The sequence below is a fragment of the Micromonospora sp. ATLC16 genome, assembly GCF_057196645.1.
The window spans coordinates 1-20,886 of sequence record NZ_JBXUOW010000010.1; the positions used below are offsets into that span (position 1 = coordinate 1).

Consider the following 20,886-nt stretch of genomic DNA (forward strand, 5'->3'; position numbering starts at 1 on the left):
CCCCGGACGCGGGCCAGCAGCGGCCCACCGACGGGTCGTCACCCGCCGAGGCATGGCCCGCGGAGCAGCCGGAGCAGTCCGGCTGGGCGACCGGCCAGCGACGGGAGCCCGCCGGGGGCGGCTGGGCCGAGCAGCCGGCCGAGGGTTGGCACTCGGGCGGTGACCGGGCGGCAGCACAGCCCGACTGGGCCACGCCCGCACGGGAGCAGTCGACCGGCTGGGCCGGAGGCAACCCGGCTGCCGGCCCGCCACCGTCCTGGAGCCCGTCCGCCGAGCCACTTCCGTCCCGCACCGCCGGCGATCGGTCCGCCGTGCCGGACATCGAGCCGTGGGCGCCCGGTGAGGCGTGGGGTCAGGCGGCGGAGCCTGCCGCGCCCCGAACCACCTCCGAACCCGACGCTGGTCGGTCCGAGGACGCCGTCTACCAGCCCGCACCCGGCCCGGGAATCTCTCCCGCCAACATGGTGCCGTTGCCGCCACAGGAGCAGCGGGTGCCGGGTGCCAGCCTGGCCGCCACACCGCCTGCGGACTTCGCCCAGCCCGCGCCGTTCACCGACGACCCGTCCGGACCTCCTGGCCGCCCGGTGGTCGACCAGCCGGCCGGCGGCACAGCCTGGGGCCACCCCGAGCCCCGGCACGACGACCCGCAGTCCCCGGTCATCCCGGCGCCGCGCACCTCTCCGGAAGCCGAGGGCCGCACCACACCGCCGCCCGGCGGCGGTGTCGCGGCGAGCGCCTCGGTACCACTGTCCAGCCGGGTCATGCCCCCGGCCGACCACGCGGTTCATCCGACCGATTCGCCCCCGCCGCAACCACGGGTGTACGGCCGGCCGGCCCGCCCTGAGCATGAGGAGCCGGTCCAGGAGCACGGCGAGCAGCCCCTGGTGCCCCGCTTCGACCAGAGCCCGGGACGGTTCGACGTGGACCGGGCCGCGGCGCGCGGTGATCAGGGCCCGGAGCGGTTCGAGCAGACCCCGGAGCCCCGCTTCGCCGACCACGAGCCGCCGATGGGCGGGCCGAACGCCTTCGCCGGTCCGGCCGCTCCGGCTTCGCCGGCTGCGCCCCCCGCGTTCCCGCCGGGGATACCGTCCTTCATCGACGCACCTCCGGCCAACCGGCCGGTCAACGGCACACGGCCGCACGCCGAGCCGGAACGCCCGGCCGACCCCTTCGGCGGCGCACCGCGTGACCCGTACGGTGGGCCGGGCAACGACCCGTACGGTGGGCCGCCCGAGCGCCCGGGTGTTGCCTACGGCTCGCCCGTCCGGTCGGAGCCGGGCGGCGAGCATGATTCGGCGTTTCCCCCGCCGCCGCAGTCCGCGCCACCCTGGAGCCCGGGTCCGGGTGAGGCAGAACAGGGCCGTTTCGACGCGTTCAAGCCGGTCGCCGAGCCGGCTGCGGAAACTCCGGCGCCGAAGGTGCGCAACGGACGGGTGCTCGCCGCGGTGCTCGTCGCCGCCGTGCTCATCCTGGCCATTCCGCTCGGCCTGTTGAAGCTCCTCGGCATGGTCGGCGGATCGGACGACGCGAACGCCTTCGACCCGCCGGTCGGCTCGTGCGTCAAGCGTTCCGGCACCACCGCCGTGGCCGTCGACTGCGCCGATCCGGAAGCCTTCAGCGTGGTGTCCAAGGTCGAGTCGAAGGACAAGTGCCCCGACCCGGCCATGCCACACGTGGATCTCCGCGGCGCCACCGCCAACCCGGTGCTCTGCCTCAAGCAAGAGACCGGTAGCTGAGCTCGCACATCCGACGGCGGGGTCACGGTCAGACCGTGACCCCGCCGTCGCTGTCTCGCGGCTCGCCCGCCCCGCCGGCCAAGCTCGCGCGGCCTGCGGTCACCGAGACGCCGGACGGGAGCCGGTCTCCCTCGGTAACGCCGACAAGCCGCTGACGACGCGTCATCGGCCTGGCAGTGGTGGTGTGTCCCATCCGGTGCCTGTTCCTACGCACCGCGAGCGCCGTGGCTCACGCTCGGCGATCGGATCTGTGTGCCGGGCGATGCCGGGAACGGACGGCTCCGGGTGAGCGGTGTCACGTCCGGCTCTCCCACCTCCCGTCGCGCCGGCTGGCGCCTGCTGGTGAGGCACGATGGGGCTATGACTGCACGCGTGCGGGCTCCCGAGCTTCGGGGTCGGGCCTGGTTGAACACGGGGGGCAAGGTCCTCCGTCTGGCTGATCTCAGAGGTCGTATCACCGTCTTGGATTTCTGGACCTTCTGCTGCATCAACTGCCTGCACGTGTTGGACGAGTTGCGTCCCCTTGAGCAGAAGTACGCCGACGTCCTCGTGGTGATCGGGGTGCACTCGCCGAAGTTCGAGCACGAGAAGGACGCCGATGCGCTGGCCGACGCCGTCGAGCGGTACGGCGTGCACCACCCGGTCCTCGACGATCCTGAGCTGGACATGTGGCAGCAGTACGCGGCCCGTGCCTGGCCGACCCTCGCGGTGATCGACCCGGAGGGATACGTGGTGGCCACCATGGCGGGTGAGGGCCACGCCGACGGGCTGGCCCGGCTGATCGACGACCTGATCGCGACCCACGAGGCGAAGGGCACGCTGCACCGGGGCGACGGCCCGTACATCCCGGTCGCCGAGCCGGAGACCATCCTCCGGTTCCCGGGGAAGGCGGTGGCCCTGCCCGACGGCGGCCTGTTGGTCTCCGACTCGGCGCGGCACCGCCTGGTCGAACTGGCCGCCGACGCTGAGACCGTCGTCCGTACCATCGGCACCGGCGAGCGGGGCCGGACCGACGGTGCCGCCGGTGCCGCGACCTTCTCCGAGCCGCAGGGGCTGTGTCTGCTGCCGCCGCACGTGGCTGAGGTCGCCGGCTACGACCTGGTGGTCGCCGACACCGTCAACCACCTGCTGCGGGGCGTACGGCTGGCCACCGGCGAGGTGCTCACGGTGGCCGGCACCGGACGGCAGTGGCGGTCGACGGTCGACGACCACGCGCACGACGCCCGCTCGGTCGACCTCTCCTCTCCCTGGGATCTCGTCTGGTACGACGACAGGATCGTCATCGCCATGGCCGGCATCCACCAGCTCTGGTGGTTCGACCCGATCAAGCGCACCGCCGGGATGTACGCCGGCACGACGGTGGAGGCGCTGCGCGACGGGCCGCTGGCCGAGGCGTGGCTTGCCCAGCCGTCCGGGCTCGCCGTCTCCACCGACGGCGACCGGCTCTGGGTGGCCGACAGCGAGACCAGCGCCGTCCGCTACGTCGAGAACGGCCTCCTGGGCACCGCCGTGGGTCAGGGGCTGTTCGACTTCGGGCACGTGGACGGGCCGGCGGCACAGGCCCTGCTACAGCACCCGCTCGGCGTCTGCGCCCTGCCCGACGGATCGGTCCTGATCGCCGACACCTACAACGGCGCGGTACGCCGCTACGACCCGGCCGATGATCAGGTCGCCACCGTCGCCAGCGGCCTGGCCGAGCCGAGCGACCTGGTGCTCACCGCCGACGGCGCGGTGCTGGTGGTGGAGTCGGCGGCGCACCGGGTCACCCGGCTGGCTCCCGGTGCGCTCTCGGCGGCCGGTGCGGAGACCGTCGACGGTCCCCGGCACCGTACCGAGCGCCGGCCGACGGAGCTGGCCGTCGGTGAGGTCGTGCTGGATGTCGTCTTCACCCCGGCCCCCGGGCAGAAGCTCGATGACACGTTCGGACCGTCCACCCGGCTCGTCGTCTCCGCGTCGCCACCGGAGTTGCTGGTCGAGGGGGCGGGCACCGGTACCGACCTGTCCCGCCGCCTGGTGATTGACGGCTCGGTGCCCAGCGGGGTGCTTCAGGTGACCGCCCAGGCGGCCACCTGTGACGCCGATGTGGAGCACGCGGCCTGTCACCTGACCCGGCAGGACTGGGGCGTACCGGTGCGGGTGGTCGACGGCGGTGCCGGCCGGCTGCCGTTGGTGCTGCGCGGCATGGACGCCGGCTGAGGCCCGGCCGCGTCCGGAAGGCACCGGGAACAGGGTGCCCTTCGCGGCACGTCAGGCGAACGGGGCGGGGGTGACCCCGGCGTCGACGAGGGCGGCGCGGACGAGTTCCGCGGCGGCCACCGCGCCGGGGCTGTCGCCGTGCAGGCAGACCGACTCCACCGCGCACGGGACCGTACCGCCGTCAACGGTGACCACGACCCGTTCGGTGGCCATCCGCACCGCCCGTCTAGCCACCTCCTGTGGGTCGGTGACCAACGCGTCCGGCGAGCTCCGTGGCACCAGGCGACCGTTGGGCAGGTAGTTCCGGTCGGCGAACCCCTCGGCCACCACCCGGATGCCGGCACCCTGGGCGAGTTGGGCCAGCACCGACCCGGGTGGGCAGAGGACGGGCAGTTCCGGGTCGTAGTCGTCGAGTGCGGCCAGCAGGGCTGCCGCCGGCAGTTCCTCGCTGGCCGCCGCGTGGTAGAGCGCCCCGTGGGGCTTGAGGTAGCGGACCCGGGTGCGGTACGCCCGGCAGAACGCGTTGAGCGCGCCGAGTTGGTAGAGCACCTCGTCGCGCAGCTCCGCGAACTCGTACTCGATGTGCCGCCGACCGAAGCCGGCGAGGTCCCGATAGCCGACCTGGGCTCCGACGGCGACTCCCCGCTCCGCGGCGGCGGCGCAGACCCGGCGCATCGTGGCCGGGTCCCCGGCGTGGAAGCCGCAGGCGACGTTGGCGGAGGTGACCAGGTTCAGCAGTGCCTGGTCGTCGCCGAGACGCCAGATGCCGAAGCCCTCGCCGAGGTCAGCGTTGAGGTCCATGAAATCTCACCGTAGTGCCTGGGCGGGCCTGCGCGAGCGGGGTCACGTCGTCCACCACCGCGATGACCGGGTATCCGCCGGTGGTGGGGTGGTCGGCGAGGAAGATTAGTGGTTGGCCGTCCGCCGGCACCTGTACCGCGCCGAGGACGAGTCCTTCACTCGGCAGTTCCCCGGCCACCGCGCGGGGCAGCGGCGCGCCGCTCAGTCGCGCGCCGACCCGGTTGCTCAACGGACTCACCTGGTACGCGGTGCCGAGCAGCCGGTCCACTGCCGCCGGGGTGAACCAGTCGTGCCGGGGGCCGAGCCGCACGGTGAGCCGCAACTCCGCCGGGGACGCCGCCGGCACGGTGACGTCGACCGGGGCGGGCGGGTTGGCGGGGGTGCCCAGCGGCAGCAGGTCGCCGTCGCGCAGCGGTGCCGGTCCGAGCCCGGCGAGGGTGTCGGTGGAGCGGCTGCCCAGGACCGGGGCGACGGCGATGCCACCGGCCACCGCGAACCAGCAGCGCAGGCCCTGTCGGGCGGGGCCGACGCGCAGCACCGTCCCGCCCGGTACGGCCAGCGGGCGGCCGGTGTCACCAGGGCGCTGGCCGACCCGAACGTCTGCCTCGGCGCCGACGACGGCGACGGTGGTGGCCCGGGTGGGTCGCAGCTCGCAGCCGGTCAGGGTGATCTCCAACCCGGCCGCGTGCTCCGGATTGCCGACCAGGCGGTTGGCCAGGCGCAGCGCCGCCGGGTCGAGGGCACCGGAACGGGGTACGCCGAGGTGCGCCCAGCCGGGCCGACCGAGGTCCTGCACGGTGGTCAGCATCCCGGCCCGGAGCACTTCGAGGAGACCGCTCACCGGTCCACCAGCCGGACCCGGGTGCCGGGGCTGAGCAGGGCCGGCGGGTCCGCCGTCACGTCGAAGAGGGTCACCTCGGTCCGCCCGACCAGCAGCCAACCGCCGGGGGACGCGGTGGGATAGATGCCCGCGTACCGGCCGGCCAGGGCGACCGAACCGGCCGGCACCCGCTGCCGGGGCGTCGGCAGCCGGGGCACCGCCAGCTCGGCGGGCAGCCCGGTGAGGTACCCGAAGCCGGGAGCGAAACCGCAGAACGCGACCTGGAACTCGGTTTCCCGCAGGCGACGCACCACGCCGGGTACGTCGGTGCGCCAGTGATCGGCGACCCGGGGAAGGTCTGCTCCGTCGTAGCTGACGGGTACCTGGACGAGGCGGGCGGAGGCGGCGGTGAGCGCCGCCGTCGGTGTCCGGGCGGCGGATGCGCAGGCGGTCCAGGCGGCGATCAGGGCGGCGGTGGCCGGTGGATCGGGTACGCCGTCGAGCAACACGGTGGCGGCGGCCGGCACGATCTCGACGGCGACCAGTTCGCCAAGCTCGCGGCGGTGCCACAACTCCGCCCGCCACGCCTCGACGGTGGCGGCCACCTCGCTGTCCCGGCTCGGCCGCGCTGCGGGATCGGTGTCTGGCGGTGGCGCGAGGTCGAGCAGGAGGGAGTGCGTGCCGACCGGTCTGATCCGCATTCCGCCATCCTCCCGGAAGAATGGATGCTTTCGCGTCGGCCGCTGGTCGGACAGCGTGACCAGTTGCACTACCCGAAAGTAACCTACGCTGCCGTAACCTGGGGGCGTGACCACCTCAGCACGCCCCCGGCTCAAGCCGGTCGACATCGGGAAACCCCGGATGCGCGGCTGGCTGCACACGTACGCGTTCTTTGTCGCCCTGGTCTGTGGCATCGTGCTCTGTTCGATCGCCGCCGCCCGTCCGGGCTGGACCCCCCTGGCCAGCTCCGCCGTCTACAGCTTCACCGTCTGCGGTCTCTTCGGCACCAGCGCGTTGTACCACCGTCGGGTGTGGTCGACCCGCGGCTACGCGGTCATGCGCCGGATGGACCACTCGATGATCTTTCTGTTCATCGCCGGCACGTACACCCCGTTCTGCCTGTTGCTGCTGGAGACCCGGGCCGCCGTCATGATGCTGTCGATCGTCTGGGGCGGTGCCCTGGGCGGTGTGGCGCTCAAGCTGATCTGGCCGCACGCCAACCGGTGGATCTCCGCGCCGCTGTATCTCGCCCTCGGCTGGGTGTCCGTGGCGATGCTGCCTGACATCCTCCATCAGGGCGGCGTCACCGCACTGGTGCTGCTCGCCGTGGGAGGCGCGATCTACACCGTGGGCGCGGTCTTCTACGCGCTGCGCCGCCCCAATCCGTGGCCCACCGTCTTCGGCCACCACGAGTTCTTCCACGCCTGCACGTTGGTCGCTGCGGTCTGCCACCACATCGCCATCTACTTCGCACTGTTCGCCTGAGCCGGACCCGACGACAGTGGGGGTGGTGAGCCTCGTCGCTCACCACCCCCGCTGGGTCCGTCGGGCTGCGCCCTGAGGTCAGATCGTGGGACCGGGCCGGCGCACCTCGCGGTACTCCTGGACCACCTGGTCGTCCCGGACCGGCACGGCACGCTCGGCCACCACCCGTTCCTCGCGCACCGGCGCGACGACCGTACGGCGACGCGAGTTCCAGTAGTAGAGGGTCACGATCAGCCCGGCGACGCCCGCGAGCATCAGCACCCAGCCGACGACGCTCAGATCGAGCCAGCCCAGTTCCGCCTCCACGGCGAATGCGAAGATCGCGCCCAGCGCGATCAGGAAAACACTGCCACCGATGCCCATCTCGTCGTCTCCTTGGCTATCGAAGCTGGCATTCCACCCCGCCGCGGCCACGGATGAGGTTGCGGCACCGACCGACTTACCCCGGCAGGAAGATCGCCAATCGGGCAAGCTAAAGACATGACGGACAGCCCGTACCCCGAGCGGACACTGGTGCTGCTACGGCACGCCAAGGCCGAACCGCCCACCACGGACCGTCCTGACGTCGAACGCCCGCTGGCCGCTCGCGGCCGCGCGGACGCCGCGGCGGCCGGGGCGTGGCTGGCCCGGCACGGGCTGCTACCGGACGTGGTGCTCTGTTCGGCGGCCGTGCGAACCAGACAGACGTGGCACGCCGTCCAGTTGGGCATCACCGGCGCGCCGCCGGAGGGCGGTCCCGCCGGTCCCGCTCCGGTGCTCCGCTACGAGCCGGACGCCTACGAGGCACATCCGGAGGATCTGCTGCACCTGGTCCGACAGGTGTCACCGACCGCCACCACAATCCTGATGATCGCCCACAATCCCGGCATGTCCCTGCTGTCCGAACTGCTCGATCCGGTCCGGGCGGATCCGGAAGGGCTGCGTACCGGCGGTCTCGTGGTGCACCGGACGGCCCTGCCCTGGGCGGAACTGAGCCGCGGCGCGGCCGCGATCGAGACGCGGCACACCGCACGCGGCTAGGCGCGCGTGCGGTGTGGGCGGAGACGGTCGCTCAGCTCGGCGGTGCGGTCGGTGGTGGTGGATCGGGCGGTGGCGGCATCATCGCGGTCGGATGTGAGAGCCGGTTCTCCTCCACGATCAATGTACGGGCCCGCTTGCGGCGGTCCTGCCAGAACCAGAGCGTGGTGAGCAGCACGGCCAGCCCGGCCAGGATGAAGACCCAACCGACCGCCCGCAGGTCGACCCACCAGACGTTGGCCCGGATGGCGAAGGTCAGGATCGCGCCGATCGCGATCAGGAAGATCCCACTGCCTATGCCCATGTGCGCGGCACTCCCCCGTGCGGTTGCTCTGGGCGTACTCGGACTCGTCCGCCATGCATACCCACCCACCCCTCGCTTACCCCACCTCTCCCCTCCCCCTCACCCCCACGAACAAGGAGTTGATCATGAGGTTAGCGGCAGTGTTGATCTCTTAGACCGCCGCTAACCTCATGATCAACGAGACCGAGTGGGTGGGTGGGTGGGTGGGTTAGAACGCGTTCTCGGGGAGGTCCATGATGTCCAGGTCGGCGGTCTCGATGATGCGGCGGTCGGCACCGATGCGGGGCAGCACCTCGCGAGCGAAGAACCGGGCGGCGGCCACCTTTCCGGTGTAGAACGCCCTGTCCGTCGCCGTCACCTCACCCGCGAGGGCCTTCAGCGCCACGTCGGCCTGCTTCTGCAGCAGCCAGCCGACGACCAGGTCGCCGAGGGCGAGCAGGAACCGCCGGCTGCTCAGCCCGACCTTGTACGGTGCCCGGGTGTCTCCACCCTGCGCCTCACCCAACCAGCCGGTCATCACGTCGAGCATGTTCTGGATCTCGGCGAGCGCCTTGCCGAGCGACTGGCGCTCCTCCTTGAGCTGGCCGTTGCCCGCCTCGGTCGCGATGAACTCCTGGATCTCGCCGGCCACGGCCGTCAGTGCCTTGCCGTTGTCTCGGACGATCTTCCGGAAGATCAGGTCGAGGCTCTGGATCGCCGTGGTGCCCTCGTACAGCGTGTCGATCTTCGCGTCCCGGACATACTGCTCCAGCGGGTAGTCCTGGAGGAAGCCGGAGCCGCCGAAGGTCTGCAGCGACTCGTGCCCGAGCAGTTCGTACGCCCGCTCCGAGCCGACGCCCTTGACCAGCGGAAGGAGCAGGTCGTTGACCCGCTTGGCCAGCTTGATGGCCTTCTCGTCACCGGCCGCCTCCGCCATGGCGACCTTGTCCTGCCAGGTGGCGGTGTAGAGGACCAACGCCCGCAGACCCTCGGCGTACGACTTCTGCAGCAGCAACGAGCGACGCACGTCGGGGTGCGCGGTGATGGCCACTCGGGGGGCCGTCTTGTCCGCCATCTGGGTCAAATCGGCGCCCTGCACCCGGTTCTTGGCGTACTCCAACGCGTTCAGGTAACCGGTGGACAGGGTGGCAATGGCCTTCGTGCCGACCATCATCCGGGCGTACTCGATGATCATGAACATCTGCCGGATGCCGTCGTGCCTCTCGCCCAGCAACCAGCCCTTGGCCGGTACGCCGTGCTCGCCGAAGGTGATTTCGCAGGTGTTGGAGACCTTCAGGCCCATCTTGTGCTCGACGTTGGTGGCGAAGACGCCGTTGCGCTCGCCCAACTCGCCGGTGTTCTCGTCGAAGTGGTACTTCGGAACGACGAACAGCGACAGGCCCTTGGTGCCGGGGCCACCCACGCCCTCCACGCCCACCGGGCGGGCGAGTACGTAGTGGACGATGTTGTCGCTCAGGTCGTGCTCACCGGAGGTGATGAAGCGCTTGACGCCCTCGATGTGCCAGGTGCCGTCCGGCTGCGGAATCGCCCGCGCCCGGCCGGCGCCCACGTCCGAGCCGGCGTCCGGCTCGGTGAGCACCATCGTGGAGCCCCACTGCTGGTCAATGAAGAGCTTGGCCCACTTCTTCTGCTGCTCGGTGCCCTCCACGTGCAACACGTGCGCGAAGGACGGGCCGGAGGCGTACATCCAGACCGGCGCGTTCGACCCGAGCACCAGCTCGGCGAGCGCCCACCACAGCGCCCGGGGGGCGTTGGTGCCGTCCAGCTCCGAGGGCAGGTCCAGACGCCAGAACTCGGACTCCATGAAGGCCCGGTACGACTGCTTGAACGACTCGGGCAGCGGCGCGGTGTGGGTGGCCGGGTCGAAGACCGGCGGGTTGCGGTCGCTGTCCTGGTAACTTGCGGCCAGGTCCTGCCGAGCCAGCCGGTCGACCTCGGCGAGGAAGCTCCGCGCGGTGTCGACGTCGAGGTCGGAGTACGGCTCCTGGCCGAACGCCCGGTCCGCTCCGAACACCTCGAACAAATTGAATTCGAGGTCCCGAAGGTTGCTCTTGTAGTGGGTCATGTCGCTGGCCCCGCTTCCGGACAGGTGTTACCGATCAGTAACCGGACTCTATTACTCGCGGGTAGGCAGCGACAAGCCGATCCTCATAGTGACAGGCATCACACACCTGCCGTTCAGGTCCACCAGCGGGCCCTCAGAAGTGAATCACCCTTCGGCCGCACCGACCTCCCAACTCGGCACCGCCACCGTCGCCTTGCCCGCCGAGCCCGTGTACTCCATCAGGACCAGCGCGATATCGTCGTCGAGCCGGCCGTGCACCCACTCGACCAGAGCGGTCTCCAGGGAGGCGAGGCCGTCACCGACCGTACCGTGCCCGAGTAGCCGCCAGGCCCGGTCCGCGGTGGGAAAGAACTCGCCGTCCCGCCGTGCCTCGCCCAACCCGTCGGTGAACAGCAGCAACCGGTCACCCGGCTCCAACCGTTCCACCCGTGGCCGGACCACCGGCATGAAGCCCAGCGGGGGCGCCGGTGCCGGCGGCTCGAGGGAGATCACCGCGCCGCGACGCAGCAGTAGCGGCGCGGGATGTCCACAGTTGACGATGGTGAGCGTGCCACCGCGCTCCTCGACCAACGCGGCCGTGACGAAGTCCTCGTCACCGACGTTGCGCGCCACCGCCCGGTCCAGATCCGTCACCACGGCCCGCAGATCGGCCCGCTCGTACGCCACGTGCCGGTACGAGCCGAGGACGATGCTCGCCAGCCGGACCGCCTCCAGGCCCTTGCCGCGCACATCCCCGATGATCATGCGAACGCCGTACGGAGTTTCGATCGCCTCGTAGAGGTCGCCGCCGATCTCAGCCGTGGCGGTCGACGATATGTACCGGCCGGCCACCGATAGAGCGCCCACCCGAGGACCGAGCGGGCGCAGCACCGCCTGCTGAGCCACCATGGCCAGCTTCGACAGCTCGGCGATCTGCTCTGCCTGCCGCTGTCGTACCGCCGCCACCGCCGCCGCGATGCCCGTACCCAACGCGATGCCGGCCACGGCGACGGCCGTGGCGACCGACGTGGTCCGCTCGGACAGGGCGAAGGTCACCCCCAGCACGGAGGCGGCGGCACCGACGCCCAGCACGATCCGCCAGGAGGCGAGCGCGGCGGCCAGGAACGGCGCGGCAACCATCAGCGCGATGTAGTTCGCCGTACGGTCATCCACCAACTCGACCGCGGACACGATTGCGAGCAGGACGAGGGCCGCGCCGAGGCCGGCGCGGGATCCAGGGCTCAGCGGGCCGCGGCCCGGCTGAAGGAGTTGCGTGCGTACATCCGACAGCATGCCCGATGTACGTGAGCGAAAGAATGAGCCTGGCCCCTCGGACGAGACGGATCTGACCGCGAGAATCCGGAGACGGAGCCGATCCCGACGCTCCACCGCCTCAGCCGAGCACCTCGTAGCGGACGTCGATGTGACCGAGGTCGAGTGACGCGATCTCGGCAAACGCGGCCCGCGCCAGATCCAGGCAGCGCCCCTCGATGAACGGCCCACGATCGTTGATCCGCACGATGACCGACTTGCCGTTGGCGGGGTTGGTCACCCGCACCTTCGTGTCGAAGGGCAGGGTCTTGTGGGCGGCCGTCATCCCCTCCGGGTCGAACGTCTCGCCGTTGGCGGTCAGCTGACCCTGCCAGTAGAAGGACGCGCCGCAGGAGCCGGTGTCGACCACCGGGGGGGCAGTCGTCTTCCTGGTCGTCGGCTTCGGCATCGGGCTGGCCGTACGCTGCTTGCTACGCGACGGCGCCTGGACGGTGCGGCTCGGCTTCGGGCTCACCGTCGGGCTCGGGGAGGCACTGGCGCTGACGGTCGGCGACGCGGTCGGCGAGCCGGTCGTAGGGGCGCTCGTAGGGGCGCTCGTCGCGACGGTGGGTGACAGGTCGATCGCGGCCGGTCGCACCGGTTCCGCCTCGGCGGTCAGCCGAACCGCGCCGACGGTGCCTCCGACGGCGAGCGCGACCGCCACCACAGCGCTGGCCGTGAGACCGGCCGGCGAGGTGAACCTGCGGGTACGGGAGTGCTTACCAGCCACCGGCCCGGTCCTTTCTCAGCGGGTCAAACCGGGTCGGACCATAACGAGAGAAGCACTTCCGAAGTCAACGTGATCATAGCGCTATGACCGCAATTGCGGTGATACGTGAAGCCGATCATCCGAGTCGCGATGGGCCGGGTGGGCCGGTGTTCGGCTGTCGGTGACGCAGGATGGAGACATGCCAGTTGAGCTGAGCAGACGCCTCGTCGAGCTGTTCGGGTGGGTCGACCCCGGCCCTGGCGCGAGCCACCTGGTCAGCGACACCTCCGGCTGGTGGCGGGATCCGGCGACGCTCGCCGAGCTGGGGCCCGCGCTGGTCGCGCCGTTCCGGGCGGCTCGGCCCACGGTGGTCGTCTCCCCGGCGGTCACCGGGTTCCTGCTCGGGCCGCTGGCGGCCACCGCCCTCGGCGTGGGATTCGTGGCAGCGCACAAGCCGGGCGACGGACGGCTACCCGCCGGCTCGCTGACCTGGGCGCAGAGTCCCCCCGACTTTCGCGGCCGCCGGGTGGACCTCGCGGTACGTGACCGACACCTGGGTCCGGGCGACCGGGTGCTGGTGGTGGACGACTGGGTGGACACCGCCGCCCAGGTACGCGCCATCTACGAGATCTGCGCGGCCCGGGGAGCCGACCCGGTCGGCACCGCCGCCGTGGTCGCCACCTGCCCACCGCCGGTGGCGGCCGAGCTGAGGATCACCACGCTCCTCACCGCCCCCGACCTCCCCGCCTGACTTCCACCCGTTCCTGCTGATCATGATGCTGTTGTCCCTCGCTCCGGCGTGGCGTGGCAACAACCTCATGATCAATGCGGGCGGAGGGGTGGGTCAGCGGACGAAGTCTTCGACCACGGTGCAGACCTGGCCGAGTGCCTCGGCGGAGCGGGCCAGCGGGCCAGGCACCATCAGCGCGCGGTCGGCGGCGGGGATCTCCAGCACGTGCGGGGTGAGCCGCCGGGCGACTCCGCCGTCCCAGGACGAGTCGGCGGTGCCACCGACCAGGATGAACGGCGCGGTGGCCCGGCGCAGCGCGTCGACCACTTCGCCCCGGTGCAGCAACGGGGTGAGCCAGACCGCGGGCAGCCTCCGGCCGGCCGCGAGCGGCGCGGCGAGGGTGCCGAGCGACTTGCCGACCAACAGGTCCGTCCGCTCGTTCAGGGTCGGGGAGACCTGGTCACACACCCACCTGCCGATGGTGTCGATGTCGAAGTTCTCCGGCACCTGCCAGGAGATCCCGTGCAGCCCGAAACCAACCCGGCGCAGCGCCTCGCCCAGGTAGAGGAAGAGGGGGTACCGGGTGTCGTACCCGCGTCCCGGGATGAGCACCGCACGTCGGTCCGCCATGGACATCTCCTTGTCGTCGGCCATCGACCGTACCCCCAAATACCATCCGTCCGGGATGACCCACTCAGGCTCGACCGGATGCCGATGATCGGCAGTACCCTCGACACGATGTGGCCACGGATCGGCGGACTCCGCGCACTAGCCCTCGGCACCCCCGGTGAACTACGGGCGCGCCTGAACACCCTCGTGCTGGCCGGCCTGAAGACCGCCACCGCCGGCCTGTTCAGCGAGTACGCCGACGAAGGCGAGGAGCTTGAGCACGTCGGAGAGCGGCTGGCCCTGGTGGACGACGCCGACGCGTTGGTGGCCGTCGTCCAGGTGACCGGCATCGAGGTGACCCGGTTCGCCGAGGTGCCGTGGGACTTTGCCCACGCCGAGGGGGAGGGCGACCGCTCGATCGAGGAGTGGCGGGCCGGACACGCCGCCTACTGGACTCGCATCGGCACCCCGGTCACCGACGACAGCGAGATCGTCTGCGTACGCTTCCGCCTGCTGTCCGCCGGAGCCGGCGGCATCGCCACCGGCGACCTCGGCACCTGAGCCGCCATTCGACTCGCAGCCCCGCGCCACCCTGCGCCCACCCGGCGGGCGGCGCGCCGGCTCAGCGGCGCAGCTCGGGCAGGAGACGGGTGGTGACCTCCACCAGGACCGCCTCGTCACCGGCGTACCAACTGCTCGCCCGGGGCCAGTGCGTGATCACATCGGTGAAACCGAGCTTCGCCGCCCGCTCCACCTGATCGGCGAAGAACTGCGCGCTGCTCAACGAGAAGACCGGTGCCGAGTCCAGCTCGAGGTAGCGATCCAGGCTGGCCGGGTCACGCCCCTGGGCTGCCAGGGTCGCGTCGAGCCGACTGGTCAACTCGGCCACCCCGGTCCACCAGTCGTTCAGGTCGTCGACGGCGGGCCCGGTGGTCACCCAGCCCTGCCCGAAGCGGGCCGCGATCCGCATCGACCGGGGGCCGTTGGCGGCCACCACGAACGGTGTCCGGGGTTTCTGAACGCAGCCCGGATTGCTCCGTGCGTCGACCGCCGCGAACCATTCGCCCCGCCAGGTGGTGCCGTCCTGTCGCAGTATGGTGTCGAGCAACTCGGTGAACTCGGCGAACCGATCCACCCGTTGCCGTGGGGGCAGCGTCTCACCGCCGAGGACGGCGGCGTCGAACCCGATGCCGCCCGCGCCGAGGCCGAGCAGCGCCCGGCCGTCGGAGACGTCGTCCAACGCGGTCACCTGCCGGGCGAAGGCCGCCGGATGCCGGAAGTTCGGTGAGGCGACAAGCGTGCCGAGACGGATCCGGGCGGTCACCGTCGCGGCGGCGGTCAACGTGGTCATCGAGTCGAACCAGGGCCCGTCCACAAGGTCGCGCCAGCCCAGGTGGTCGTACGTCCAGGCGTGGTCGAAGCCCCACTCGTCGGCTCGTCGCCACCGGTGCCGGGCCACCGACCAGCGCTGGTCGGGCAGGATCACGATGCCGAACCTCATCGTCACGATGGTACAGGTGCGGGTCGCACCGCCCGCTCACGCGCAGGGGCCCGGCCCGGGATCTTCCCTCGGACGTTCGACCGGAAGGCGGACACCATGGCACACGCCATCGCCTCCGCAGGCCGAGCAGATCGACGCAGAGGCGCATAGCATCAGACCGGATCCGAGGTGGCCGTCTCCTACATCACCAGCGCGGACGTGACCCTCACCGGCTTGCTCGCAGCGTGACCCGTTCGCCCGCCTAGGGGCACGCCAATGGCACGTCGTGATCGTTGACCCTGAGATATCGAAGGCCCTGACCGGGACTCGCGTCCTGACCAGGGCTTCCGTGCGTGGAGCGGGTGACGGGAATCGAACCCGCACTGTCAGCTTGGGAAGCTGATGTTCTGCCATTGAACTACACCCGCAAGCGGCATCACTCTACCCGAGTCACCCAGCCCGTCGCACCCAGGGCTCCACCCGCCGACGAGTCACCCACAGCACGTCCCGCCCCTCGCAACTTCCCCGAACTTGCTGCATGGGGGCGGTTCGGCGAGAGCAACATCCCCGAAACTGCACGGATCTTGGCGGCCCTCGATGTGCAGGGGTGGGGCGAGCCGGGGGGGTGGGGAAGAAGTTTCATCACCGCAATATATGGCCATGTTCAAACCTGTCTATCGGTTGTAACGTCTGCCTCACGTTTTCCGCACGACGCGACACAACCCCCGGTCGCGTCGCCAGAAAGAGGTGGGCATATGGGACTGCGTCCCGTCCTGCTGAACCGGCGTACGGCCGGCATCGCATCGACGTCGCTCGCACTGGTGCTCGGCGTGGCCACGGTCGGCCTGCTGCCGGCCGCCACCACGACCGCGAGCCCGGTGGCGGCCGCCGTCACGGCCGACGAGGTGTGTGAGGATCCGACGGGTACCCTGGCCCGGGCCAAGGCTGGCGGCGCCGCCGGGCACGATCCGAACCAGCTGACCCTCGCCCAGGTACACCAGCGCGAGGCCGAGTTCGCCGACATCCTGCAAGAGCGCGCCAAGCGAGTTGGCCAACGCACGCTGAGCGCACAGGCCGCCGCCGCCTCGGTCACCATCCCGGTGGTGGTGCACGTGATCCGCCGGGACACGACCCGGGCCGGCGGAAACATTCCCGACTCGATGATCCAGTCCCAGATCAGTGTGCTGAACCAGTCGTTCAGCGGTGCGACGGGTGGCGCAGCGACCGCCTTCGCCTTCCAGTTGCAGAGCATCAACCGGGTGACCAACTCGTCGTGGTACCCGATCCGGCAGGGCTCGTCGGCCGAGCGGCAGATGAAGACCCAGCTGCGGCAGGGCAACAAGGCGACGCTCAACATCTACCTCGGCGAGCTCAGCAACAACCTGCTCGGCTGGGCGACCTTCCCGCAGCGCAACCTCAACGTGATGGACGGCGTGGTCGTGCTCAGCGAATCGCTGCCCGGCGGCACCGCCACCAACTACAACCAGGGTGACACCGGCACCCACGAGGTCGGCCACTGGCTGAACCTCTACCACACCTTCCAGGGCGGCTGCTCGGGCAGCGGCGACCAGGTCGGGGACACCCCCGCCGAGGCCTCGCCGGCCAGCGGCTGCCCGACCGGCCGGGACACCTGCTCAAGCTCGGGCCTCGACCCGATCACCAACTTCATGGACTACTCGTACGACGGCTGCATGTACCAGTTCACCTCGGGCCAGGCCACCCGCATGAACAACGCCTGGAACTCCTACCGCGCGGCATAGCACCAGCGCAGCACCGCGTACGGCAGGTGCCGGCTCCGTCGAACGGGGCCGGCACCGGCACGTACGGGTCAGGCCGCGCGGCGGTGATGCCTCCCGGAACTGGCCGCCACGGGGCGCGTGGCCTGGGGTGTGGCGCCGGCCGGGTCGAGCCAGACCTGGACGGCCGGACGGCAGGCCAACTCGCTCGGCCCACCCACCGACTGCTCCCGCCGGGCGAGCATCGCCACGTCGACGGTGAACTCGAAGAGGCGCCAGTCGGCGTGCGGGGCGGCCCGCGCGGCGAGCGCCAGCCGGGCGAGCGTGGCGTCGTCCGTGACGGGCCGGGCGCGCCCGGCGACGTACGCCTCGTCGTCGCTCTCCTCCGGCGGAAACGAGTGCAGCGCGTAACGGCCGTCGCGTTCCAGGTCGCGCCGCTTCGGTGAGTCGATCACGAAGCAGTAGAGACCGTCGTCGGTGATCACCGGAGAGACCGGGTGCACCCGGGGCCCGCCGTCGGCGCGGACCGTGGCCAGGTAGCCGAAGCCCGGGCCGTACTGCTGCATGAGAAGGCGGATCCCGTCGGCGAGTCGAGGCTCGTCGGCGGCGAATTCGGACCAGGAAGCCATGCCGACATCCTATCGAACACACGTTCGAAGCGGGTAGTCCGACACGCGTGTCGCATACCGGCAGCTATGGTGTGGCGATGCTGCTCTCCGACCGTGATTTGGTCTCCGAGATCAAGGCGGGCACCCTGGCGCTCGAACCGTTCGAGCCCACTTTGGTGCAGCCCTCCAGCATCGACGTACGACTGGACAAACTGTTCCGGGTCTTCAACAACCACCTCTACACCCACATCGACCCGGCGACCCGACAGGATGACCTCACCTCCACCGTCGAGGTGCCCGACGGCCAGGCGTTCGTGTTGCACCCGGGCGAGTTCGTGCTCGCCTCGACGCTGGAGGTCATCTCACTGGGCGACCAGCTCGCCGGCCGCCTCGAAGGCAAGTCCAGCCTGGGACGACTCGGCCTGCTCACGCACTCCACCGCCGGCTTCATCGATCCCGGCTTCTCCGGCCACGTCACCCTGGAACTGTCCAACGTGGCCAATCTGCCGATCACCCTCTGGCCGGGCATGAAGATCGGGCAGCTCTGCATCTTCCGGCTCTCCTCGCCGGCCGAGCAGCCGTACGGGTCGGCCGTCTACGGTTCCCGCTACCAGGGCCAGCGCGGCCCGACACCGAGTCGCGCCTGGCAGAGCTGGCGCACCTGGCCCACCCGGTGACACCGCAGCCGTTGAGTTACTGCGCGCACCAGTAGGGAGCCCGCCTCGCTGCGGGAGCGGATCCTACGGCGGTACGCCGAGCCCCGGCCATCTCAGCCGGGCCGACCGAAGCTGTGCACCGGGCTGCTGTCCAGCCGCTTCATCTTCACCGGCTGACCCGCCCGGGAGGCGTGCACCACCCAGCCACCACCGACGTACATGCCGACGTGGTGCAGGTCTCGGTAGTAGAAGACGAGGTCTCCGGGGCGCAGCGCGCCGCGGCTGACCGACGCGGTGACCTGACGCTGCCTGGCCGCGTTGTGCGGCAGCGCGACACCGGCCCGCGACCATGCGGCCAGCGTCAGCCCGGAACAGTCGTACGCATCGGGTCCCTCGGCGCCCCAGGAGTACGGCTTGCCGATCTGGGCGCAGGCGAAGGTGACCGCATCCCCCGCCGCTCTGCCGGGGTAGCTGGCCGGACAGGGCGCCGGCCGCAGCGGCCCACCGCCGCCCTTCCCGTACGCCCGTAGCCGGAGCCGCTGCAACCTGTCGATCTCGGTGTCGATCTGTCGCCGCTTCGCCGCGAGATCGGCCTCGGCGCGGGTCAGCTGATCGACGGTGCGGTCCAGCCCGGCCTTGGCCGCGACGAGTTCGTCGCGCAGTTCACTCGCGTGCCGGACGTCCTGCTGCTGGACCCGGGCGTACCGGTCGAGCAGGCCGAGCTGCTCGACGACCTCACCCGGCGACCGGCTGCCGAGCAGCACGTTGACGGCCCGCACCTGTCCGCCCTTGTACGCACGGGCGGCGAGCTTGCCAACCCGATCCATGGCCTCGTCCACCTGGCGTTGCAGCGGCGCGATCCGGGCGGCCAGGGCGTCCGCCTCCCGTCGCTTGCCGGCCAGGTCCTGCCGCGTGGCGTTGTGCTGCTCGATGACGGGTTCGAGCCGGTTCCAGTCCTCGTCGATGCGGCGCTCGATGTCGGCGACCGTGGGATCGGCCCAGGCGGCCGCCGCGCCGCCGGTCAACATCACGGCGGTCGCGGCCAGGGCGGCGGGGATGCAGCGATACCAGCGAAAACGCGGCGCAGCCGTCGGCCGGCCGGACAGTTCCGGACGCGTTGACGGCGGCCGCGGGGCCTGGTCTGCCACCTGGCTCAGCACTCCTTCTTCCCATACCGCCTACCGGGTCAGGCCCGGTGCCGAAGTCCCTGGCCGGCCTACGTCGGCCCGGGCGAAGGCCGGCCACGTTAGGGATTGCCGGACCGCCGCCTGGACTCCGCCTCGGCTCGACCGAGGACTTCGGCGCACAGGGCCTGGCTGACGGGTTCGGGCGGGAAGGGGCGCCCTACCGTGACGGGCACGGATTCACCCGGGTACCTGGTTCCCCGGCTCGCTCACGAGCGATTCGGCGGTGTCGGACCGTTACCGCCCGGGGTGGGCGGATCTGCCAGCGGCCGACGATTGCCCAGCGTAGGGACGATCGGCGTCGATACGCAACACAACCGCGCCGTCACTGTGGGTGCTGACATCCGACAACGACGAGGGCCCCCGTCGACTTGACCGGGAGCCCTCGGGCGATCCTGCGCGACCGCTCAGCCGACGCTGGTGGCGGCTCAGCCGGGTCGGCGGAAACCGGCGACCGGCATGGTCGTGATGGGCGAGACGTTCACCGGCTTGCCGGCCCGTGGCGAGTGGACCATCTGGTTGTTGCCCAGGTACAGCCCCACGTGGCTGACATCGCTGCGGAAGAAGACGAGATCGCCGGGACGGGCGTCCGAACGGGATACGGCCTTGCCCTCGTTCCACTGGGCACCCGTGTAGTGGGTGAGGTAGATGCCGGCGGCCTTGTACGCGTACTGGGTCAGACCGGAGCAGTCGAACGAGTTCGGGCCGGTGGCACCCCACACGTACGGCTTGCCGACCTGGGCGCAGGCGGTACGGATGGCCGTGCGGGCGGCGTCGCTGACCACACCGTTGATGGTCGGGCAGTTGGTGGTCTTCACCGTGGTCACCGGCAGCGACTTCTCCAGTCGCTTGATCTCGGCGTCGATCTGCTTCTTCTTCGCCGCCAGCTGCTTCTGCTTCGCCTCCTGATCGGCGATCAGAGCGTCGAGCTTGGCCTTCTGGTCGTCGTACTTCTTGCGGATCTTCATGACGCCTTCGAGCTCGTGGCGCTCCTGTGACGCCAACCGATCAAGGAGGGCCATCTGCTCGCCGAGCTCGTTCGGCTTGGTGTTGAGCAGCACAGCACCGATCTCCTTGGACGGGCCGGTGATGTAGTAGCGGGAGGCGAGATCGGCAACCCGGTTCATCGCCAGCTCGGTCTCCAGGGCCAGCGGCTGGATCTTCTTCTCCAGGCTCTTCGACTTCTGCTTGTTGACCCGCAGCTGGGAGCGCACCTTGTTGTACTGCTCGATGGTGGGCTCCAGCTTCTGCCACTGCTTGTCGATCTGGGCCTCGATCTCGTCGACCGAGGGTTCGGCGTACGCGGGGGCGGCGAGCAGGCCGGCACCGACCGCGGCGGCGGCGACGAGGACGACGAGCCCACGGGCGGCCCTACGCAGGCCACCCGGACGAGATCGCCCTGGCGCACGACGATGAGAGGGCATGGTTGCCACCGGCAGCGTCTCCTTTTTTGAAACCGA

21 protein-coding genes, 1 tRNA gene and 1 riboswitch are annotated in these 20,886 nt (G+C 70.8%); of the genes, 8 read left to right on the forward strand and 14 right to left on the reverse strand.

Going from position 1 to position 20,886, the window contains the following annotated elements:
• Window positions 1-1,736, forward strand: a 1,736-nt coding sequence (locus tag AC2CHE_RS06470; RefSeq protein WP_484503979.1) for an LppU/SCO3897 family protein, incomplete at its 5' end; no start/stop codon positions are given.
• 360 nt (window positions 1,737-2,096) lie between these two features.
• Window positions 2,097-3,932 carry an NHL domain-containing thioredoxin family protein gene (locus AC2CHE_RS06475; RefSeq protein ID WP_484503980.1) on the forward strand — a complete coding sequence of 612 codons (1,836 nt, stop codon included), beginning with the start codon at window positions 2,097-2,099 and terminating at the stop codon, window positions 3,930-3,932.
• 51 nt (window positions 3,933-3,983) lie between these two features.
• On the opposite strand, the gene AC2CHE_RS06480 is transcribed toward AC2CHE_RS06475, so the two are convergent.
• From AC2CHE_RS06480 to AC2CHE_RS06490, 3 genes are read right to left on the reverse strand one after another with little or no spacing between them, the layout of a single operon-like run.
• Window positions 3,984-4,733, reverse strand: a complete 750-nt coding sequence (locus tag AC2CHE_RS06480) for a LamB/YcsF family protein (protein WP_484503981.1) — start codon at window positions 4,731-4,733, stop codon at window positions 3,984-3,986.
• On the reverse strand, window positions 4,717-5,541 hold the full coding sequence (locus tag AC2CHE_RS06485; RefSeq protein WP_484504056.1) for a 5-oxoprolinase subunit C family protein: 825 nt from the start codon (window positions 5,539-5,541) through the stop codon (window positions 4,717-4,719). The genes AC2CHE_RS06480 and AC2CHE_RS06485 overlap by 17 nt, the downstream gene beginning before the upstream one ends.
• Window positions 5,542-5,570: 29 nt before the next feature.
• Entirely contained in the window at window positions 5,571-6,254 is a 684-nt protein-coding gene (locus AC2CHE_RS06490; protein ID WP_484503982.1) for a 5-oxoprolinase subunit B family protein, read from the reverse strand.
• Window positions 6,255-6,360: 106 nt separating this feature from the next.
• On the opposite strand from AC2CHE_RS06490, the gene trhA reads away from it, so the two are divergent.
• The gene (gene trhA, locus AC2CHE_RS06495) at window positions 6,361-7,038 is read left to right on the forward strand and encodes a PAQR family membrane homeostasis protein TrhA (protein WP_484503983.1); all 678 of its coding nucleotides are present in this window, start codon (window positions 6,361-6,363) and stop codon (window positions 7,036-7,038) included.
• A gap of 78 nt (window positions 7,039-7,116) precedes the next feature.
• On the opposite strand, the gene AC2CHE_RS06500 is transcribed toward trhA, so the two are convergent.
• The gene (locus AC2CHE_RS06500) at window positions 7,117-7,401 is read right to left on the reverse strand and encodes a DUF6458 family protein (RefSeq protein ID WP_484503984.1); all 285 of its coding nucleotides are present in this window, start codon (window positions 7,399-7,401) and stop codon (window positions 7,117-7,119) included.
• Window positions 7,402-7,518: 117 nt separating this feature from the next.
• On the opposite strand from AC2CHE_RS06500, the gene AC2CHE_RS06505 reads away from it, so the two are divergent.
• A complete protein-coding gene (locus AC2CHE_RS06505; protein ID WP_484503985.1) occupies window positions 7,519-8,058 on the forward strand; it encodes a SixA phosphatase family protein in 540 nt (179 codons plus the stop codon).
• A 31-nt stretch (window positions 8,059-8,089) separates the two neighbouring features.
• Here AC2CHE_RS06505 and AC2CHE_RS06510 read toward each other — a convergent pair whose 3' ends face one another.
• The 4 genes from AC2CHE_RS06510 to AC2CHE_RS06525 form a co-directional block, all read right to left on the reverse strand.
• On the reverse strand, window positions 8,090-8,359 hold the full coding sequence (locus tag AC2CHE_RS06510; protein WP_043961115.1) for a DUF6458 family protein: 270 nt from the start codon (window positions 8,357-8,359) through the stop codon (window positions 8,090-8,092).
• Between the two features lie 208 nt (window positions 8,360-8,567).
• The gene (locus tag AC2CHE_RS06515) at window positions 8,568-10,424 is read right to left on the reverse strand and encodes an acyl-CoA dehydrogenase (protein ID WP_484503986.1); all 1,857 of its coding nucleotides are present in this window, start codon (window positions 10,422-10,424) and stop codon (window positions 8,568-8,570) included.
• A 144-nt stretch (window positions 10,425-10,568) separates the two neighbouring features.
• Window positions 10,569-11,696: a PP2C family protein-serine/threonine phosphatase gene (locus AC2CHE_RS06520; protein WP_484503987.1), complete on the reverse strand. Its 1,128-nt coding sequence runs from the start codon at window positions 11,694-11,696 to the stop codon at window positions 10,569-10,571.
• 100 nt (window positions 11,697-11,796) lie between these two features.
• Window positions 11,797-12,444: a septal ring lytic transglycosylase RlpA family protein gene (locus tag AC2CHE_RS06525; protein WP_484503988.1), complete on the reverse strand. Its 648-nt coding sequence runs from the start codon at window positions 12,442-12,444 to the stop codon at window positions 11,797-11,799.
• A 178-nt stretch (window positions 12,445-12,622) separates the two neighbouring features.
• Between AC2CHE_RS06525 and AC2CHE_RS06530 the strand changes: the two genes are divergently transcribed.
• Window positions 12,623-13,174 carry a phosphoribosyltransferase family protein gene (locus tag AC2CHE_RS06530; RefSeq protein ID WP_484503989.1) on the forward strand — a complete coding sequence of 184 codons (552 nt, stop codon included), beginning with the start codon at window positions 12,623-12,625 and terminating at the stop codon, window positions 13,172-13,174.
• A 93-nt stretch (window positions 13,175-13,267) separates the two neighbouring features.
• Here the strand turns inward: AC2CHE_RS06530 and AC2CHE_RS06535 are convergent, their stop codons facing one another.
• Window positions 13,268-13,783 carry an alpha/beta hydrolase gene (locus AC2CHE_RS06535; RefSeq protein ID WP_484503990.1) on the reverse strand — a complete coding sequence of 172 codons (516 nt, stop codon included), beginning with the start codon at window positions 13,781-13,783 and terminating at the stop codon, window positions 13,268-13,270.
• Window positions 13,784-13,867: 84 nt separating this feature from the next.
• Between AC2CHE_RS06535 and AC2CHE_RS06540 the strand changes: the two genes are divergently transcribed.
• Complete coding sequence (locus AC2CHE_RS06540) at window positions 13,868-14,323, forward strand: ASCH domain-containing protein (RefSeq protein ID WP_484503991.1); 456 nt, start codon at window positions 13,868-13,870, stop codon at window positions 14,321-14,323.
• A gap of 61 nt (window positions 14,324-14,384) precedes the next feature.
• Here AC2CHE_RS06540 and AC2CHE_RS06545 read toward each other — a convergent pair whose 3' ends face one another.
• Both AC2CHE_RS06545 and AC2CHE_RS06550 read right to left on the reverse strand, forming a co-directional pair.
• Window positions 14,385-15,263 carry an LLM class flavin-dependent oxidoreductase gene (locus tag AC2CHE_RS06545; protein ID WP_484503992.1) on the reverse strand — a complete coding sequence of 293 codons (879 nt, stop codon included), beginning with the start codon at window positions 15,261-15,263 and terminating at the stop codon, window positions 14,385-14,387.
• A 333-nt stretch (window positions 15,264-15,596) separates the two neighbouring features.
• Window positions 15,597-15,670 (reverse strand) — tRNA-Gly (locus AC2CHE_RS06550).
• 327 nt (window positions 15,671-15,997) lie between these two features.
• On the opposite strand from AC2CHE_RS06550, the gene AC2CHE_RS06555 reads away from it, so the two are divergent.
• The gene (locus tag AC2CHE_RS06555; RefSeq protein ID WP_484503993.1) at window positions 15,998-17,002 is read left to right on the forward strand and encodes a zinc metalloprotease; all 1,005 of its coding nucleotides are present in this window, start codon (window positions 15,998-16,000) and stop codon (window positions 17,000-17,002) included.
• Between the two features lie 68 nt (window positions 17,003-17,070).
• Here the strand turns inward: AC2CHE_RS06555 and AC2CHE_RS06560 are convergent, their stop codons facing one another.
• The gene (locus AC2CHE_RS06560) at window positions 17,071-17,607 is read right to left on the reverse strand and encodes a pyridoxamine 5'-phosphate oxidase family protein (protein ID WP_484503994.1); all 537 of its coding nucleotides are present in this window, start codon (window positions 17,605-17,607) and stop codon (window positions 17,071-17,073) included.
• A 77-nt stretch (window positions 17,608-17,684) separates the two neighbouring features.
• On the opposite strand from AC2CHE_RS06560, the gene dcd reads away from it, so the two are divergent.
• Window positions 17,685-18,263 (forward strand): dCTP deaminase, encoded by a 579-nt coding sequence (gene dcd / locus AC2CHE_RS06565; protein WP_484503995.1) that lies wholly within the window; start codon window positions 17,685-17,687, stop codon window positions 18,261-18,263.
• A 92-nt stretch (window positions 18,264-18,355) separates the two neighbouring features.
• Here the strand turns inward: dcd and AC2CHE_RS06570 are convergent, their stop codons facing one another.
• Together AC2CHE_RS06570 and AC2CHE_RS06575 are read right to left on the reverse strand one after the other, a co-directional pair.
• Complete coding sequence (locus AC2CHE_RS06570; RefSeq protein ID WP_484503996.1) at window positions 18,356-19,390, reverse strand: NlpC/P60 family protein; 1,035 nt, start codon at window positions 19,388-19,390, stop codon at window positions 18,356-18,358.
• Between the two features lie 137 nt (window positions 19,391-19,527).
• Window positions 19,528-19,662: riboswitch (cyclic di-AMP (ydaO/yuaA leader) on the reverse strand.
• 192 nt (window positions 19,663-19,854) lie between these two features.
• Window positions 19,855-20,850 (reverse strand): C40 family peptidase, encoded by a 996-nt coding sequence (locus AC2CHE_RS06575; RefSeq protein ID WP_484504057.1) that lies wholly within the window; start codon window positions 20,848-20,850, stop codon window positions 19,855-19,857.
• Window positions 20,851-20,886: the final 36 nt, after the last annotated feature.

What these genes read in the sequence shown, in the direction of transcription:
- AC2CHE_RS06475 (WP_484503980.1), top strand. Translation starts at nt 2,097, where the DNA reads ATGACTGCACGCGTGCGGGCTCCCGAGCTTCGGGGTCGGGCCTGGTTG.
- AC2CHE_RS06480 (WP_484503981.1), bottom strand. Translation starts at nt 4,733, where the DNA reads ATGGACCTCAACGCTGACCTCGGCGAGGGCTTCGGCATCTGGCGTCTC.
- AC2CHE_RS06485 (WP_484504056.1), bottom strand. Translation starts at nt 5,541, where the DNA reads ATGCTGACCACCGTGCAGGACCTCGGTCGGCCCGGCTGGGCGCACCTC.
- AC2CHE_RS06490 (WP_484503982.1), bottom strand. Translation starts at nt 6,254, where the DNA reads ATGCGGATCAGACCGGTCGGCACGCACTCCCTCCTGCTCGACCTCGCG.
- AC2CHE_RS06500 (WP_484503984.1), bottom strand. Translation starts at nt 7,401, where the DNA reads ATGGGCATCGGTGGCAGTGTTTTCCTGATCGCGCTGGGCGCGATCTTC.
- AC2CHE_RS06505 (WP_484503985.1), top strand. Translation starts at nt 7,519, where the DNA reads ATGACGGACAGCCCGTACCCCGAGCGGACACTGGTGCTGCTACGGCAC.
- AC2CHE_RS06510 (WP_043961115.1), bottom strand. Translation starts at nt 8,359, where the DNA reads ATGGGCATAGGCAGTGGGATCTTCCTGATCGCGATCGGCGCGATCCTG.
- AC2CHE_RS06515 (WP_484503986.1), bottom strand. Translation starts at nt 10,424, where the DNA reads ATGACCCACTACAAGAGCAACCTTCGGGACCTCGAATTCAATTTGTTC.
- AC2CHE_RS06520 (WP_484503987.1), bottom strand. Translation starts at nt 11,696, where the DNA reads ATGCTGTCGGATGTACGCACGCAACTCCTTCAGCCGGGCCGCGGCCCG.
- AC2CHE_RS06530 (WP_484503989.1), top strand. Translation starts at nt 12,623, where the DNA reads ATGCCAGTTGAGCTGAGCAGACGCCTCGTCGAGCTGTTCGGGTGGGTC.
- AC2CHE_RS06535 (WP_484503990.1), bottom strand. Translation starts at nt 13,783, where the DNA reads ATGGCGGACCGACGTGCGGTGCTCATCCCGGGACGCGGGTACGACACC.
- AC2CHE_RS06540 (WP_484503991.1), top strand. Translation starts at nt 13,868, where the DNA reads ATGATCGGCAGTACCCTCGACACGATGTGGCCACGGATCGGCGGACTC.
- AC2CHE_RS06545 (WP_484503992.1), bottom strand. Translation starts at nt 15,263, where the DNA reads ATGAGGTTCGGCATCGTGATCCTGCCCGACCAGCGCTGGTCGGTGGCC.
- AC2CHE_RS06555 (WP_484503993.1), top strand. Translation starts at nt 15,998, where the DNA reads ATGGGACTGCGTCCCGTCCTGCTGAACCGGCGTACGGCCGGCATCGCA.
- AC2CHE_RS06560 (WP_484503994.1), bottom strand. Translation starts at nt 17,607, where the DNA reads ATGGCTTCCTGGTCCGAATTCGCCGCCGACGAGCCTCGACTCGCCGAC.
- dcd (WP_484503995.1), top strand. Translation starts at nt 17,685, where the DNA reads ATGCTGCTCTCCGACCGTGATTTGGTCTCCGAGATCAAGGCGGGCACC.
- AC2CHE_RS06575 (WP_484504057.1), bottom strand. Translation starts at nt 20,850, where the DNA reads ATGCCCTCTCATCGTCGTGCGCCAGGGCGATCTCGTCCGGGTGGCCTG.